Here is a 16403-nt window from a genome sequence, read left to right as displayed (position 1 = left end):
TCGTCTTTTTTTATCCTGGGTGCAGCCCAATGTGCACGGGGCGCTCACCACCGACTCCAGCCGCTCGTGATATGGTGCTTACCCCTGACTGCGCCTGCCCATCACCGTATGATCGTGATCCCTCGCCCACTGCGCCTGACCTTCTACTCCCTGTTGATCATCGCCGGTGCGCTGCTGGCCGCAGCCTTGGCCACCCGCCACGCCGAACGCCAGGCCCTGGTAGACGACGCCACACGCGCCAAACAGCAGCTCACGCTCTACGGTAACTCCCTGCACACCCTGATCGAACGCTACCGTGCCCTGCCCGCCGTGCTGGCGCTGGACTCGGAAATGATCAACGCGCTGAAAGGCCCGCTGGATGCCATCACCCAGGACGTGCTCAACCGCAAACTTGAACGTATCAACGGCGCGGCGCAGTCCTCCACCCTGGAACTGATGGACCGCACCGGCCTGGCTGTCGCCGCCAGCAACTGGAACCTGCCCAGCAGCTATGTTGGCCATAACTACGCATTTCGCCCCTATTTCAGCCAGACCCTGAGCCAGGGTACCGGGCGCTTTTATGCGGTGGGCGTGACCACCGGCATTCCCGGTTACTTTCTCTCCAGCGCGGTGGTGGATGAACACGAGCAGTTTCTCGGCGCCATGGTGGTGAAGCTGGAGTTCCCCGAGCTTGAACGCGAGTGGGCCCAGGGCAACGACCTGCTGCTGGTGAGCGACGCGCGCGGCATCGTATTTATCGCCAACCAGCCAGGCTGGCGGTATCGCAACCTGCGCCCGCTGTCGGACGGCGACCTCGCCGAGCTCAAGGCCACGCGCCAATACGACAAAAAACGTTTGCAGCCGCTGGAGACCCAAGCACTGCAACGTTTCGACGACAACAGCCACCTGATGCGCGTCAACGGTCCCGACGGCAGCGCCAATTACATCTGGGAGTCGCTGCCGCTGAAGGCCGAAGGTTGGACGTTGCACCTGCTGCGCAAACCTCAGTTCGACTTTGAAGACCAACGCAATGCCGGCCTCGCCGCCGCCGGCTCCTGGCTGGCGCTGGTGTTCCTGACGCTGTTTCTGACCCAACGCTGGCGCCTGGCCCGTTTGCGCCAGCGCAGCCGCGAAGAACTCGAACAACTTGTGGCGGAACGCACTCAAGCCTTGCGCATGGCCCAGGATGGCTTGGTGCAATCGGCAAAGCTGGCGGCATTGGGCCAGATGTCTGCCGCCCTCGCCCATGAAATCAACCAGCCACTGACCGCCCAACGCATGCAATTGGCGACGCTGCGCCTGTTGCTGGACCATGGCCGCGTGGACGACGCCTACAAAGCGCTCACCCCGCTGGACGACATGCTCACGCGCATGGCCGCGCTTACCGGCCACCTCAAGACGTTCGCCCGCAAAAGCCCCAGTGGCCTGCGTGAACGCCTGGACCTGGCCACTGTGGTCGACCAGTCGCTGCACCTGCTCGATGCGCGCCTGCGCGATGAGGCCATCGGTGTCGTGCTGGACCTGGCCCGTCCCGCCTGGGTGCGCGGCGATGCCATCCGCCTTGAACAGGTGTTGATCAACCTGTTGCGCAACGCGCTGGATGCAATGGCCGACAAACCGCGCAAGCGCCTGGAAATCCGTCTGCATGCCGATCAGCAATTGTGGCAACTGACCGTCAGCGACAGCGGCGGCGGGATTGCCGATGAACATTTGAGCAGCGTGTTCGACCCCTTCTTCACCACCAAACCGGTGGGTGACGGGCTGGGCCTGGGACTGGCCGTGTCTTACGCTATCGTGCACGAATTGGGCGGGCGCCTGATGGCCGGTAATCGTGGCGACGGCGCCGTGTTCACCCTGACCTTGCCTATTGCACTGGAGACACCCGACCTATGTTGAACGCGGTGATTGTCGTCGATGACGAAGCCAGCATTCGCACGGCCGTCGAGCAATGGCTGAGCCTGTCGGGGTTTGACGTGCAGTTGTTCAATCGCGCCGAGGCCTGCCTGGCGCAACTGCCCAAGGACTTTCCCGGTGTCATCTTGAGCGACGTGCGCATGCCCGGGCTCAGCGGCCTGGAGTTGCTGGCCGAAGTGCAACGCCGCGATGCCGACTTGCCGGTGATCCTGCTTACGGGTCATGGCGACGTGCCGATGGCGGTGGAAGCCATGCGCGACGGCGCCTACGATTTCCTGGAAAAACCCTTCAGCCCCGATGCCCTGCTCAATAGCCTGCGTCGCGCCCTGGACAAGCGCCGGCTGATCCTGGAAAACCGTCGCCTGCACCAACAGGCCGACCACCGGGCACAACTTGAATCCAGCCTGCTTGGCGTGTCCCGGGGCTTACAGACCCTGCGTCGCCAGGTACTGGACCTGGCGAACCTGCCGGTCAATGTGCTGATCCGTGGCGAGACCGGCAGCGGTAAGGAACTGGTCGCCCGCTGCCTGCATGATTTCGGCCCGCGGGCGAAGAAGCCATTTGTGGCGCTCAACTGTGCGGCGATCCCCGAGCAGCTGTTTGAAGCCGAGCTGTTCGGCCACGAAAGCGGTGCCTTTACCGGCGCCCAGGGCAAGCGTATCGGCAAGCTGGAATACGCCCACGGCGGCACGCTGTTCCTGGATGAAATCGAAAGCATGCCCCTGGCCCAGCAGGTGAAACTGCTGCGCGTGTTGCAGGAGCAAAAGCTGGAACGGCTGGGCTCCAACCAAAGTATCCACGTGGACCTGCGCATCATCGCCGCCACCAAACCCGACTTGCTCGAAGAGGCCCGTGCCGGGCGCTTTCGTGAAGACCTGGCTTATCGATTGAACGTCGCCCAGTTGCGCCTGCCGCCCTTGCGCGACCGCCGCGAAGATATTCCACTGCTGTTCGATCACTTTGCCCAGACTGCCGCCGAACGCCTGGGCCGTAGCGCCGCGCCGCTGAGCGGCGTGCAATTGGGACGCCTGCTCAGCCATGACTGGCCGGGCAATGTACGCGAGCTGGCCAACGTTGCCGAACGCCAGGTACTGGGGCTGGGCGAACAGGAGCCGGACGCTATCGAGGCCGGGCAATCCCTGGCCGCGCAACAGGAAGCCTTCGAGGCTCATTGCCTGAAGGCGGCATTGACCCGGCATAAGGGCGATATCAAGGCGGTGCTGGCGGAACTGCAACTGCCGCGCCGGACCTTCAATGAAAAAATGCAGCGCCATGGCCTCGCCCGAGACATGTTCATGAAGGATGAATGAGCGGACTTTCGCTCATCACCTGAAAACCATCGGCGGTTTTCCGCTCAAAATAATCCTGCAACCCTTCTAGACCGGGCCTTCATCCTCCTGGCACAGCTCCTGCTATAGCCCGAACCAGGCTGCGCACGCGCTGCTCCATAAAAACAACTAGATGAAGGATCCTTCAATGGATAACTCCAACACCCTGCCTCTGGGGTCGGCGGCCGCGCCGGCAAAAGAGCGCACCACCTCCAGCCGCATCAAATCGATTTTCAGTGGTTCGGTCGGCAACATGGTCGAGTGGTACGACTGGTACGTCTACGCCGCCTTCTCGTTGTACTTCGCCAAGACCTTCTTCCCGGCAGGCTCCTCCACCGCTCAATTGATGAACACCGCTGCGATCTTCGCCGTGGGTTTCCTGATGCGCCCTATCGGCGGCTGGTTGATGGGGATGTATGCCGACTATAAGGGCCGCAAGGCTGCACTGATGGCATCGGTCTTGCTGATGTGCTTCGGTTCGCTGCTGATCGCCCTGAGCCCCGGCTACGACACCATCGGCATCGGCGCGCCGATCCTGTTGGTCTTCGCCCGCCTGCTGCAAGGTTTGTCGGTCGGTGGCGAATACGGCACTTCGGCCACTTACCTGAGTGAAATGGCGACCAAGGAACGTCGCGGTTTCTTCTCAAGCTTCCAGTACGTGACCCTGATCTCCGGGCAGCTCATCGCGCTGGCGGTGTTGATCGTGCTGCAACAAGTGCTGACCACCGAACAACTGTATGCCTGGGGCTGGCGCATCCCGTTCGCCATCGGCGCCCTGTGCGCGGTCGTCGCGCTGTACCTGCGTCGTGGCATGGAAGAAACCGAGTCGTTCACCAAAAAGGAGAAGGCCAAGGAAAGCGCGATGCGCACCTTGCTGCGCCATCCCAAGGAACTGATGACCGTGGTTGGCCTGACCATGGGTGGCACCCTGGCGTTCTACACCTACACCACTTACATGCAGAAATACCTGGTGAATACCGTCGGCATGAGCATCTCCGACTCCACCACCATCTCGGCAGCCACGCTGTTTCTGTTCATGTGCCTGCAACCCCTCGTCGGCGGGCTCTCGGACAAGGTTGGGCGTCGGCCGATCCTGATCGCCTTCGGCATCCTCGGCACGCTCTGCACCGTACCGATCCTCACCACCCTGCACACCATCCAGACCTGGTGGGGCGCGTTCTTCCTGATCATGGCGGCGCTGATCATCGTCAGCGGCTACACCTCGATCAACGCCGTGGTGAAGGCCGAGCTGTTCCCCACCGAGATCCGGGCTCTGGGCGTGGGCCTGCCGTATGCGCTGACCGTGTCGATCTTCGGCGGTACCGCTGAATACATCGCGCTGTGGTTCAAGAGCATCGGCATGGAAACCGGTTACTACTGGTACGTGACCGCCTGTATCGCAGTGTCGTTGCTGGTCTACGTGACCATGAAAGACACCCGCAAGCACTCGCGCATCACTACGGACTAAGAATGTGAGAGGGGGCTTGCTCCCGATGGCGGTGCGCCAGTCACAAATAACTGACTGACGCACGCCATCGGGAGCAAGCCCCCCTCCTGCATTTGGAATCAGGAAATTTCCGCTACCGGAGCGCGCCCATACTTGCGTTGCGCATACGACGCGCCGGCAATCATCACCACCAGTACGGCCGCCAACACCGCCGACGAACCGATGGTGCCGAAATCCAGGCCGCCCTTTTCATAGGGCTTGGTGAGGAAGTCACCCAGCGTCGCACCAAACGGCCGGGTCAGCACGAACGCCACCCAGAACAACAGCACCGACGAGATCCTGGTGAAGTACTTGAGTGCCACCACCACCGCAATCGCCGAGCCGATCAACAAGGCGCCGCCGGCGAAACCCAGCCCGGAGTCATCCGCCAGGAAGTCGCCCAATGCCGTGCCCAAGGTGTTGGAGAACAGGATGGCCATCCAGTAGAACAATTCACCCCGGAAGGTCTGCACTTTGTTCACGTTCAGCGAGTCGCCGCTGAGGTGCCACAACGCGAAGATGATCATCAGGATCGCGATCAGGATCATGGAACCTGTGGCGTAACCCAGCCCCAGGGTGCGGTCCATGAAGTCAGACATGGTGGTGCCCGCCGTGCTGGTGGACAAAATCACGATCCAGTACAGCACCGGGTTGTAGGTTTTCGACCAGAGTTGCGTCAGCAAGGTAACGAGGAACACGCTGATCAAGATCATCGAGCTGATGGCGTAGCCAACGTTCAGGGTCATCGACAGCAAATCCCCAGCGGTTTCGCCTAAGGTAGTTGCGCAGATTTTCATGACCCAGAATGCCAGGGTGATCTGAGGAAGTTTGTTCATGGTGCAGAAGGCTCCGAAGCACAGTCTTTCAATACGTCGACTTAGAGGGGTGTCGACCTGGCGCGCAGACTGAATGCAGAGCTGTGAAAATTCGGTGGGCAATCAATGAAAATTCCATACGGCCGATGGAAATTCAGCGCTGTGCCTTGCAGTATGGCCTCCTCCCCAAAGCCACCAGCAGGAACTCCTGGCCATGTCTGACGATATCCACTTCTACGAACCCGCCAACGGTCACGGCCTGCCCCATGATCCGTTCAATGCCATCGTCGGGCCACGGCCGATCGGCTGGATTTCTTCCCACGACCGCGAAGGCCGCCTGAACCTGGCGCCCTACAGTTTCTTCAATGCGTTCAACTACATTCCGCCGATCATCGGGTTTTCCAGCGTCGGGCGTAAAGACAGCCTCAACAACATCGAACAGACCGGCGAGTTTGTATGGAACCTGGCCACCCGCCCGTTGGCCGAGCAGATGAACCAGAGTTGCGCCGCCGTATCGCCAGAGGTCAACGAATTCGAATTATCCGGCCTGACGCCGGTGGCCTCGAAAATCGTGGGCGTACCGCGGGTGGGCGAGAGCCCGGTATCGTTTGAATGCAAGGTGACACAGATCATTCAACTGCAACGCGCCGACAAGCAGCTGGTGCCGAGCTGGCTGGTGCTGGGCGAGGTGGTCGCGGTGCACATCGCCAAGTGGTTGCTCAAGGATGGCATCTACGATACCGCTGCCGCCGAACCGATTTTGCGCGGCGGCGGCCCGGCGGACTACTTCCAGTTGGGGCCGGAAGCGCTGTTCAAAATGTATCGCCCAGGCGCAACACCACGCTGACTGAACGGCAATAAAACCTGTGGGAGCGGGCTTGCTCGCGAGAGCGGTGGGTCAGTCACAGCACTATCGACTGACGCGCCGCATTCGCGAGCAAGTCCGCTTCCACATTGGGATTGGCAGCGTTCTTCAGTTGGCGGCAGTTGCCCAAGAGAGTTGACCGTCTTCATCCACATCGACCAGGTAATCAAGTTGCAGCGTCGCTGCATCATCGGCGTCGGAGGCGGTCTTGAACTTTTGTCCATCAAGGATCTTGTGAAAACGGGGTGCGCCCATGCCATCCAGTGCCTTGACGGCAACGGCGGCGCTATAGCCCCCTTCGCCCGGTACTACGGCGGAAACGGCTTCGTGGTGGGCAAATTGTTTACGTGCCATGTTGCAGGTCCTGGCCAATGGAAAGTCGGCCATTCTAACCCTCAACCGGCGAGTTGCAGGTACTCGCCGTAGGCTTTCACGGCAGATGCATCGGTGAAGGTCTGGAAGTCCATGCTGCGCACTACCATGTCGTTCAACAGCTCGGTAAAGATCATCAGGGCCGGCGAATTGAAGTAGGCACTCATCGCCTGCTCACTGCTCCAGAAACCCGAGACCAGCCACACATCGGGATCGACCTGGGAGTGCTGCAACGAGAATTGCAGGCAACCCTGAGCCTGACGGCCCGGTTCGATCAAACTGCTCAAGCGTGCACCGAGTTCGGTGCTGCACCCGGTACGGGCACGGATAAAGGCCATATGGCTCGCGGGAATGGGGGTGGACATGTTCGACTCTCCCGTTGAGAAGTGATACTCGGCAAGCACGGTGAGGGCGTGTTGCCACAGGATCAAAGATAACGGCGCGGGTGCGAGCGCGGTTAGTCGATTCCTGCAGGCTTATTGCACAATCCTGCGAAAAGCGTAGACAGGTCATCTGGCGTGCAGGATATATGCCAGGCACACACTCAGTGTTTCAGGGAGATGACGGGGCCTGCGCTTGCCTGATTCACGACATATCGCAGGATCAGGCAAGGATTGTGCAGAATCGACGTAACACTTTTTGAAAAGCCCCCACTAAGCTGAGCCCATCGAACAAGCGTGTAGAGGACACTCCATGTCGTCGCCTGAACATCAACTGATTCCCCTCGATGCCGAGATGGAAAAACAGCGCGCCGAGCTGGCCAGCATCGTGCAACGCCATACCTGGGAAGACGGTTCCTACGGCACGGCAATCACCTCGCTGTACCTGAACCGCCATAACACTCCGCGCGATTTCATGCCGGTATTGGTAGAGCCGGCCTTGTGCATCCTCGCCAGTGGCAGCAAAGAAGTACGCCTGGCCGACGAAATCTTTGCCTACGACCCGCTCAACTACCTGGTGTTCTCGGTTGCCATGCCGGTGGCCGGGCGAATCATTGATGCCACGCCGCAAGACCCCAACCTGTCGGTGCGTATCAACATCGACCCGGCTCAGCTCACCGCCCTGATCGCCGAGGCCGGGCCGATGGGCGTGCCTTCGCGCCCTACGTCCCGCGGCATGTACGTCGACCGGATCGACAGCCAATTGCTCGACGCCGTGCTGCGCCTGGCGCGCCTGTTGGACACGCCCAAAGACATCGCCATGCTCGCGCCATTGATCAACCGCGAGATCCTCTACCGTCTATTACGTGGACCGCAGGGCTATCGGCTGTATGAAATCGCCGTAGCCAACAGTCAGAGCCACCGTGTCAGCCAGGCGATCACCTGGTTGAACGGCAACTACGAACAACCGTTGCGTATCGATGACCTGGCCAAGGAGGTGAACCTCAGCGTTTCGACCTTGCACCATCGCTTCAAGGCGATCACCGCCATGAGCCCGCTGCAATATCAGAAGCAGTTGCGCCTGCAGGAAGCGCGACGGCTGATGATCGCCGAGGGGCTGGAGGCGTCGGCGGCGGGGTATCGGGTCGGGTATGAAAGCCCCTCGCAGTTCAGCCGGGAGTACAGCCGGTTGTTTGGGGCGCCGCCCTTGAGAGATTTGGCCAGGCTGCGTCAAAGCATCTGATTCACACAGAGCAACATGTGGGTAGGGTTTGCTCCCCCACATTTGCCAGCGGTGTTTTTTCAGTCCAGGGTCCGGGGCAATTGCAGGGTCACCCGCAGGCCACCTTCCCGAAGATTCTGCAGGCTCACTTCCCCACCATGGCTATGGGCGATGTTGCGCGCGATCCCCAATCCAAGGCCGTAGCCCTGTTGCTGCCCGGCCAGGCGAAAGTGCGGTTCGAAGACTTGCTCCAGACGCTGCTCCGGCACGCCGGGGCCTTCGTCGTCGACGTGCAGGATAAAGTCCACGCCATCATCCTCGATATGCAAGTGAGCGTTCTGCCCGTACTTCAAGGCGTTGTCGATCAGATTGCCGATGCAGCGCTTGAGCGCCAGTGGCTTGCCCGGGTACGGCGCCAGTGCACGACCGTCCTGGGTGATACGGCCATTACCGTTGGGTGCCAGGTACGGTTCTACCAGGCAGTCGAGCACATGATTCAAGTCCACCGGCTCGATGTTTTCATGGATGTCCGTGTCTTTCACACATTGCAGCGCGCCTTTTACCAGCAGCTCCAATTCGTCCAGGTCGCGGCCGAATTTGGTTTGCAGGTTCTCGTCCTCCAGCAACTCCACGCGCAGGCGCAAGCGGGTGATCGGCGTGCGCAGGTCATGGGAGATCGCGCTGAATAATTGGCTGCGCTCGGTCAGGTAACGGCTGATGCGCTCACGCATGGCGTTGAAGGCACGGCCCACTTCCACCACTTCGCTGCCGCCGCCTTCGGCCACCGGCTCTACATCGGCACCCAGAGACATATCCCGCGCCGCCCGCGCCAGACGCTTGAGCGGCCGGCTCTGCCAGTGCACCAGCAGGCCGATGAACAGCAACAGCAAGCCGCTGGTCAGCACGATAAACCATACCTGCTGGGCCGGCAGGCCCTGTTCTTCCAGGCTGGTGTAGGGCTCGGGCAACAGCGAGGCAATGTACAGCCATTCACCCGGCGCAAGCTGGATCTGGGTCACCAGCACTGGCGGGTTCACCGGTTCCAACGTCAGCGCGTAATGCGCCCAGGAGCGCGGCAGTTCATCGAGCTTCAAGCCGGCGTTGAAAATCCGCAGGTCTTCGGCACTGACAAACTCGACCGAGATATGCACATCGGCGCCGAGGGTCTGGCGCAGCACTTCATCCACCGCTTCAAGCACGGCCTGCTTACGCGGCGTCTGCGGCAGTATCGCCATGTCCAATGGCCGATCATTGAGGGTCACCACGAAACGGGTGCCGCCCATGCTGCGCAGTTGATCGAGCACCAACGGACGATAGGCCACCGGCAACGAGCGGAAGTAACTCACGCTGGCGGTCATCGAATGCGCCAGGCTTCGGGCGCTGGTGACCAAACCTTCAAGCTGAGTCGCGCGCAATTGCGAGACCCAGATGACGCTGGACAGTGCCTGGGCAAACAGGACCACGAGCAGGGTCAGCAGCAACATGCGTCCCAGCAATGAGCGCGGCACAGGAAAGCGCGCGCGGCGCTCGGTCAAACGCTCAGTGGGCATTGCCGGCAACCACGCTGGCTGCCAGTTGATAACCGCTGCCGCGCACGGTGCGGATCAGCCGTGGGGGTTTTTCGGTATCGCGCAGGCGCTGGCGCAAGCGGCTGACGGCCATGTCGACGATACGGTCCAGTGGCATCAGGTCGCGGCCGCGCGTGGCGTTGCCGATGGTGTCGCGGTCGAGAATCTGTTGAGGATGGTCAAGGAACAGCTTGAGCAGCGCAAAGTCGGCACCGGAGAGGATCACCTCTTCGCCATCCACATGAAACAAGCGGTGGCTGATCATGTCCAGCCGCCACTCGTCAAACACCAGAACGTCTCCTGCACCGCTGCGCTCCTGGCCAAACTGGGCGCGACGCAACAGGGCCTTGATCCGCGCCTGCAACTCACGGGGGCTGAAGGGCTTGCCGATGTAATCGTCGGCACCCAGCTCCAGGCCGATCACCCGGTCGGTTTCGTCGGAACTGGCAGTCAGCATGATGATTGGCACCTGCGCCTGACGCGGATGCTGGCGAACCCACCGACACAGGCTGAAACCGTCTTCATCGGGCAGCATCACATCAAGAATGACCAGATCGCACGGCGCCTCGCTCATGGCTTGGCGGAACCCCGCACCGTCCGACACACCACGGACTTGAAAACCGGCGCGGCTGAGGTAGGTTTGCAGCAATTCGCGGATTTCCTGGTCGTCGTCGACGAGGAGAATCGATTTACTGATTACGCTCACGGGGTCCTCCTTGTTGTTATGGGTGGCGCGGGTCAAGCAAATGCCTGTTCCAATGCAACTCCGGCACCGGTCAAGCCGGAATACGGCGCCGTCACCAACCACACCGGGATGCCCCTGAAGTAGTCGCTCATGCAGCCTTTGTCACTGAAACTCTGGGTAAAACCACTGTTGATAAAGAAGTCGGCAAACCTCGGTATCACCCCGCCCACGATATACACGCCGCCGCGCGCGCCCGTGGTCAGCACGTTGTTACCGGCCACGCGGCCCAACCAGATGCTGAACTGGTTCAAGACTTCCATGGCCACCGGGTCACCGGCCAGACCCGCCGCCGTAATGGCTTCGGGGGTGTCCAGCACCGGAGTATGACCATCCACCGCACAGATCGCGCGGTAGACGCGCGGCAGGCCGCCACCGCTCAGAGCGGTTTCGGCGCTGACGTGGCCAATCTCATTGTAGATATGCTGCCACAGCTGGGTTTCACGCGGGCTGCTCAGGGGCAGATCGACATGGCCGCCCTCCCCTGGCAACGCCGCCCAACGGCCGCCGCCCAGATCCAGCAACGTACCGACGCCCAAACCGGTGCCCGGGCCGATTACCACCGCAGGGCGAAACGCTTCCGGCGTACCTTCGCAGACCACGCGAAATTCCTCGGGCTTGAGCCGCGTCATGCCCAGGGCCATGGCCGTGAAGTCATTCACCAGCAGCAACTCGTCCACCTGCAATGCCTGGCAAAACGCAGACTTGCTCAGGCGCCAGTGATTGTTGGTGAATTTGAATTCATCACCGCTCACCGGCCCGGCGACTGACAGGCACACCGCGCCGATATCGCCGATTTCCAACCCCTCTTCCTTGAGGTAGACCTTGATGGCCTCCTCTGGACTTGAGTGAGCCGCCGTGGCATGCACCCGGATCGAATGCAGTTCCTGATCCCGCCACAACGCAAAACGAGCGTTGGTTCCCCCGATGTCACCGACCAGCGCTAGCTTCACTTAAGCGTCTCCAAGGCAGAGGTAAAGGCGCTGGCGCCCTGCTCTGCGGAGCTTGCGGCCAAGCGCATAAATGCAAACAGCTCGCGGCCAGCCCCCACGTTGTTGCCCAACAGGCCCGTGGCAGGCGTGCGCGCTGCAAATTCTTCGGCGTCCACCTTAAGCTCCAAGGTGCCCTTCACGCCATCCACGCGAATGATATCGCCATTCTGCACCCGTGCCAGCGGCCCACCGCTCTGGGCTTCGGGGTTGACGTGGATCGCGGCGGGGATCTTACCCGAGGCGCCGGACATACGCCCGTCCGTTACCAACGCCACTTTGAAACCACGATCCTGCAGCACGCCGAGGAACGGGGTCATTTTGTGCAATTCCGGCATGCCGTTGGAGCGCGGGCCCTGGAAGCGCATCACCGCGACGAAGTCTTTTTCCAACTGACCGGCCTTGAACGCGTCGGCCAGGTCCTGTTGATCCTGGAACACCACGGCCGGCGCTTCGACGATTTGATGTTCAAGGGCCACGGCCGAGACTTTCATCACGCCACGGCCGAGGTTGCCTTCCATTACGCGCAGACCGCCCTCGGGCGAGAACGCACGGGCCACGGGGCGCAGGATGGATTCATCGAGACTTTCGATCGGGCCGTCGCGCCAGATCAATTCGCCGTCGACCAGGAACGGCTCCTGGGTGTAGCGGCTCAGGCCCTTGCCGGCCACGGTGTTGACGTCTTCGTGGAGCAGGCCGGCCTCGAGCAGCTCGCGGATCAGGAACGACATGCCACCCGCCGCCTGGAAGTGGTTGATGTCGGCCTTGCCGTTTGGATACACGTGGGACAGGGTCGGCACTACCTCGGAGAGGTCGGCCATGTCCTGCCAGGTGAGGATGATGCCCGCCGACATCGCGATGGCCGGCATGTGCAGGGTGTGGTTGGTAGAACCGCCGGTCGCATTGAGGGCGACGATGGAGTTGACGATGGATTTCTCGTCGACGATCTCGCCGATCGGCGTGAAGTTGCCGTTGGCCTTGGTCAGGCGCGTGACCTGGTGCGCAGCTTCGCGGGTCAGCGCGTCACGCAGCGGGGTGTACGGGTTGACGAACGAGGCGCCCGGCAGGTGCAGGCCCATCACTTCCATCAGCAACTGGTTGGTGTTGGCGGTGCCGTAGAAGGTGCAGGTGCCGGGGCTGTGGTAGGACTTCATCTCCGATTCCAGCAGCTCTTCGCGGGTGGCCTTGCCTTCGGCGTAGCGCTGGCGCACATCGGCTTTCTGTTTGTTGGAAATGCCCGACGGCATTGGGCCGCCCGGGACGAAGATCATTGGCAGGTGGCCATAACGCAGCGCGCCCATCATCAGGCCGGGGACGATCTTGTCGCAGATGCCCAGCATCAAAGCCGCGTCGAACATGTTGTGGGACAGCGCTACCGCCGTAGACATGGCAATCACTTCGCGGCTGAGCAGGCTCAGCTCCATGCCGGGCTCACCTTGGGTCACGCCGTCGCACATGGCGGGGGTGCCGCCGGCGAACTGGCCGACCGAGCCGACTTCACGCAGGGCTTTCTTGATCTGTTCAGGGAAATGTTCGTATGGCTGGTGCGCCGAGAGCATGTCGTTATATGAGGAAACAATTGCCACGTTGGCGGCATTCATCATACGCAGACTATTTTTATCTTCAGTACCGCAGCCGGCCACGCCATGGGCGAAGTTGGCGCATTGCAGCTTGCCGCGCATCGGACCGTCGCTGGCGGCGCCGCGAATGAGCGCAAGGTAGGCCTCACGGGTGGCGCGGCTGCGGGCGATAAGCCGTTCGGTGACCTCAAGAACGCGGGGATGCATGTGTAGAACTCCAGGCTAACGGATATGGCGACCCTCGTTCCTGGGCTGAGCAAACGCCCGCATCTTGTGGGATGGCAGGGTGTCGTTTGCATCATCGGACCAGTTGATTCAGGTCACTCGTTGTAGATTGAACAAAATATTGCCACTAAAAAGGCTTGTTTTCTATTTTTATGCGAATAATCTTGTAATTCTTACAACAAATCGACGACAGGCACTTTCCAATGACTCTTCGTATCGCAATCAATGGTTTTGGCCGTATCGGCCGTAATGTCCTGCGCGCACTGTATACCCAAGGCTATCGCCAGGATTTGCAGATCGTCGCCATCAATGATCTGGGCGACAGCGCGATCAATGCCCACCTGCTCAAATACGACACTGTGCATGGCACTTTTGACGCAGAGGTCGCCCACGATCAGGAAAGCCTGACCGTCAATGGTGACCGGATTGCTGTCAGTGCCATTCGCAACCCTGGCGAACTGCCATGGGCCGCGCTGAAAATCGACGTGGTCTTCGAATGCACCGGTCTGTTCACCGACCGTGCCAAGGCTGCCGCCCATATTACTGCCGGCGCGCGCAAGGTGATCATCTCCGCACCGGCCAAAGGCGCGGACGCCACGGTGGTCTACGGCGTCAACCATGACATTTTGCGTCAATCCCATCAGATCATCTCCAACGCCTCGTGCACCACCAACTGCCTGGCACCGGTCGCCCAGGTACTGCACCGTGAGCTGGGGATCGAAAGCGGCTTGATGACCACCATTCACGCCTACACCAACGACCAGAACCTGACCGATGTCTACCATACCGACCCGTACCGTGCGCGCTCGGCCACCCAGAACATGATCCCAAGCAAGACCGGCGCGGCCGAAGCAGTCGGCCTGGTGCTGCCGGAGCTGGCAGGCAAGCTGACCGGCATGGCCGTGCGTGTGCCGGTGATCAACGTGTCGCTGGTCGACCTCACCGTGCAACTGAAGAAAGAAGCCACAGCCGAGGAAGTCAACGCACTGCTCAAAGAAGCCAGCCAGCATTCGAAAATCCTCGGCTATAACACCCTGCCGCTGGTTTCCAGTGACTTCAACCACAACCCGTTGTCGTCGATTTTCGATGCCAATCACACCAAGGTCAGCGGCAAGTTGCTGAAAGTGCTGGCGTGGTATGACAACGAGTGGGGCTTCTCCAACCGTATGCTGGATAACTGCCTGGCGCTGTGCAACGCCGAGTAAGCCAATGATTGGCTCACAGAAATAGCCACTTGCCATTTCAGTTGATGATAAGCATTATCATTAACTGCAAATCGGTCTGGTATCACTGTGAGCCAATCTCGTTTCAACCAAGTCTTTATCACCCAACGGGTGATTCTGCTACGCACCTTGCAGCGGATGGTGAATAACCACAGCACCGCCGAAGACCTGTTGCAGGAAACCTACCTGCGCGTCACTCGCGCCCTCGGCGAAAGGCCGATCGATCACCTCGAACCCTTTGTTTATCAGACTGCGCGCAACCTGGCGTTGGATCATCTGCGCGCGCGCAGGATTCAGGCACGTACACTTCAGGAAGATGTACCACTGGACATCCTGCAAAGCGTTGCCGCCCCCATCAGCACCCCGGAAGACGCCACCCAGGCCGAGCAACTGCTTGAACACCTGAGTGTCAGCCTCGGCCAGTTGAGCGCCCGCCAGCAACAGATTTTCATCCTCAGCCGCCTGCACGGTTGCAGCTATCAAGAGATTGCCGATCAACTCCAGGTGTCCTTGAGCACCGTGCAAAAGGAACTGAAATTGATCATGGCCATCTGTGTAGGTGTGGCCGAACGGCTGGATCAGCCTTAAGCTGCACCCGCAGAAATGTCGATCCAAGCTGTAGGAAAGATAAATAGAACGTGGCGAAGACCCGAGGAACACCGTGACTGATCCGAATAAACTGCGCCCCCATGAGCTGGCTCATGAGGTGTTGCAAGATGCGGCCATGGACCAAGCCCTCGATTGGTTGATCGCCTTGCAATGCCCGCAGCCCGGGCAACAAGCCGAGTTTGACGCCTGGCTGGCCAGCGACCCGGCGCACCCGCAGGCTTTCGCCAAAGCCCAGGCCGCGTGGGGTGGCGCGCCGGTGCACAGCGCCGCCGTGGCCCTGGCCGCCCCCCGCAAACCCAGCGCCTGGCGCCGTATCAAGCCGCACTGGAAACCTTTGGCCACGGCCGCCTTGCTACTGGTCGGCCTGTTCAGCTTCAGCAATTTGCCAGTGCGCCTGCAAGCCGATCACCTTACGGTCGTGGGCGAACGCCAGCGCCTGCAATTGGACGATGGCTCGAAAGTATTGCTGAACACCAATTCGGCGCTTTCCAGCAGCATCAAGGATCACCAGCGCGTCGCGCGCCTGTATCAAGGCGAGGCGTTTTTTGAAGTCGTGCCCAGCCGCGGCCTGCCCCTTGAGATTGATGCAGGCCCGGTGCGCGCCAGTGTGCGCGACACCGACTTCGCCGTGCGTTACTTCAACGGCGAAGCCCAGGTGCAGGTGCAGCGCGGCGATGTCGACCTGAGCAGCACCTTCAACGACGCCCGGGTGCGCCTGAGCGCCGGTGAGAGCATCCGCATCGGCCCCAAGGGCTTTGGCCAGCCCGCCAAGCTCGACGCCGGCAAGGATCTGGCCTGGGTCCAGGGCCGACTGGTGTTTGAGAACTGCCCGATGAGCGAAGTGCTGGCCGAACTGCGCCGCTATTACCCGGGTTGGATCGTCAACAACAACGACAAGCTCGCCAGTGTCACCGTCACCGGCAATTACCGCCTCGACCAACCCTTGGACGTGGTGCGCTCCCTGGCGCACATCACCTCGGCCAAGCTGTCGGAATACCCGGCGCTGGTCATTCTGAACTAAATGAGAATTATTTTTACTCGATAGCAGGCGGTGGTACGTCTCGTCTTAGCCAATGCAACTGATTCCTATTTGGTTCAGTCCGCAA

General features: G+C 60.8%; 15 protein-coding genes. 8 read left to right on the top strand and 7 right to left on the bottom strand.

Annotation, left to right across the window (positions count from 1 at the left end):
* The first annotated feature begins 108 nt into the window (after positions 1-108).
* The 3 genes from M5B97_RS12685 to M5B97_RS12675 all read left to right on the top strand — a co-directional run bounded on the left by M5B97_RS12685 (position 109) and on the right by M5B97_RS12675 (position 4689).
* Positions 109-1875, top strand: a complete 1767-nt coding sequence (locus tag M5B97_RS12685) for an ATP-binding protein (RefSeq protein WP_248731626.1) — start codon at positions 109-111, stop codon at positions 1873-1875.
* Positions 1869-3203: a sigma-54 dependent transcriptional regulator gene (locus M5B97_RS12680; protein WP_248731625.1), complete on the top strand. Its 1335-nt coding sequence runs from the start codon at positions 1869-1871 to the stop codon at positions 3201-3203. Before M5B97_RS12685 ends, M5B97_RS12680 begins: the two co-directional genes overlap by 7 nt.
* Positions 3204-3369: 166 nt before the next feature.
* Positions 3370-4689, top strand: coding sequence for an MFS transporter (locus M5B97_RS12675; RefSeq protein ID WP_123715752.1), 1320 nt, complete (start codon positions 3370-3372; stop codon positions 4687-4689).
* A 98-nt stretch (positions 4690-4787) separates the two neighbouring features.
* On the opposite strand, the gene M5B97_RS12670 is transcribed toward M5B97_RS12675, so the two are convergent.
* Entirely contained in the window at positions 4788-5543 is a 756-nt protein-coding gene (locus M5B97_RS12670; RefSeq protein WP_123715753.1) for a hypothetical protein, read from the bottom strand.
* A gap of 193 nt (positions 5544-5736) precedes the next feature.
* On the opposite strand from M5B97_RS12670, the gene M5B97_RS12665 reads away from it, so the two are divergent.
* On the top strand, positions 5737-6369 hold the full coding sequence (locus tag M5B97_RS12665; RefSeq protein WP_123715754.1) for a flavin reductase family protein: 633 nt from the start codon (positions 5737-5739) through the stop codon (positions 6367-6369).
* A 126-nt stretch (positions 6370-6495) separates the two neighbouring features.
* Here the strand turns inward: M5B97_RS12665 and M5B97_RS12660 are convergent, their stop codons facing one another.
* Together M5B97_RS12660 and M5B97_RS12655 are read right to left on the bottom strand one after the other, a co-directional pair.
* Positions 6496-6741, bottom strand: a complete 246-nt coding sequence (locus M5B97_RS12660) for a hypothetical protein (protein ID WP_123715802.1) — start codon at positions 6739-6741, stop codon at positions 6496-6498.
* A gap of 41 nt (positions 6742-6782) precedes the next feature.
* Positions 6783-7124, bottom strand: a complete 342-nt coding sequence (locus M5B97_RS12655) for an antibiotic biosynthesis monooxygenase family protein (protein WP_110621500.1) — start codon at positions 7122-7124, stop codon at positions 6783-6785.
* A 328-nt stretch (positions 7125-7452) separates the two neighbouring features.
* Here M5B97_RS12655 and M5B97_RS12650 point away from each other — a divergent pair, with 328 nt between their 5' ends.
* Complete coding sequence (locus M5B97_RS12650; RefSeq protein ID WP_123715755.1) at positions 7453-8382, top strand: AraC family transcriptional regulator; 930 nt, start codon at positions 7453-7455, stop codon at positions 8380-8382.
* A 59-nt stretch (positions 8383-8441) separates the two neighbouring features.
* Here M5B97_RS12650 and M5B97_RS12645 read toward each other — a convergent pair whose 3' ends face one another.
* Genes M5B97_RS12645 through edd form a run of 4 tightly spaced genes read right to left on the bottom strand, consistent with a single transcriptional unit; the run spans position 8442 to position 13447 of the window.
* Positions 8442-9869: an ATP-binding protein gene (locus tag M5B97_RS12645; protein WP_167659665.1), complete on the bottom strand. Its 1428-nt coding sequence runs from the start codon at positions 9867-9869 to the stop codon at positions 8442-8444.
* Positions 9870-9900: 31 nt separating this feature from the next.
* Complete coding sequence (locus tag M5B97_RS12640) at positions 9901-10635, bottom strand: response regulator transcription factor (RefSeq protein WP_123715803.1); 735 nt, start codon at positions 10633-10635, stop codon at positions 9901-9903.
* Positions 10636-10667: 32 nt separating this feature from the next.
* A complete protein-coding gene (locus M5B97_RS12635; RefSeq protein WP_248731624.1) occupies positions 10668-11624 on the bottom strand; it encodes a glucokinase in 957 nt (318 codons plus the stop codon).
* The gene (gene edd, locus M5B97_RS12630; RefSeq protein WP_123715757.1) at positions 11621-13447 is read right to left on the bottom strand and encodes a phosphogluconate dehydratase; all 1827 of its coding nucleotides are present in this window, start codon (positions 13445-13447) and stop codon (positions 11621-11623) included. Before edd ends, M5B97_RS12635 begins: the two co-directional genes overlap by 4 nt.
* A gap of 221 nt (positions 13448-13668) precedes the next feature.
* On the opposite strand from edd, the gene gap reads away from it, so the two are divergent.
* The 3 genes from gap to M5B97_RS12615 all read left to right on the top strand — a co-directional run bounded on the left by gap (position 13669) and on the right by M5B97_RS12615 (position 16318).
* On the top strand, positions 13669-14670 hold the full coding sequence (gap, locus tag M5B97_RS12625) for a type I glyceraldehyde-3-phosphate dehydrogenase (RefSeq protein ID WP_123715758.1): 1002 nt from the start codon (positions 13669-13671) through the stop codon (positions 14668-14670).
* An 87-nt stretch (positions 14671-14757) separates the two neighbouring features.
* A complete protein-coding gene (locus M5B97_RS12620; RefSeq protein WP_248731623.1) occupies positions 14758-15276 on the top strand; it encodes a sigma-70 family RNA polymerase sigma factor in 519 nt (172 codons plus the stop codon).
* Positions 15277-15349: 73 nt separating this feature from the next.
* Positions 15350-16318 (top strand): FecR domain-containing protein, encoded by a 969-nt coding sequence (locus M5B97_RS12615; protein WP_248731622.1) that lies wholly within the window; start codon positions 15350-15352, stop codon positions 16316-16318.
* The last annotated feature ends 85 nt before the right edge of the window (positions 16319-16403 follow it).

The organism is Pseudomonas sp. MWU13-2517 (assembly GCF_023242545.1).
Taxonomy (GTDB): domain Bacteria; phylum Pseudomonadota; class Gammaproteobacteria; order Pseudomonadales; family Pseudomonadaceae; genus Aquipseudomonas.
Note: the sequence above shows the minus strand (reverse complement) of the source record. Positions and strands in the feature narration are given on the sequence as shown.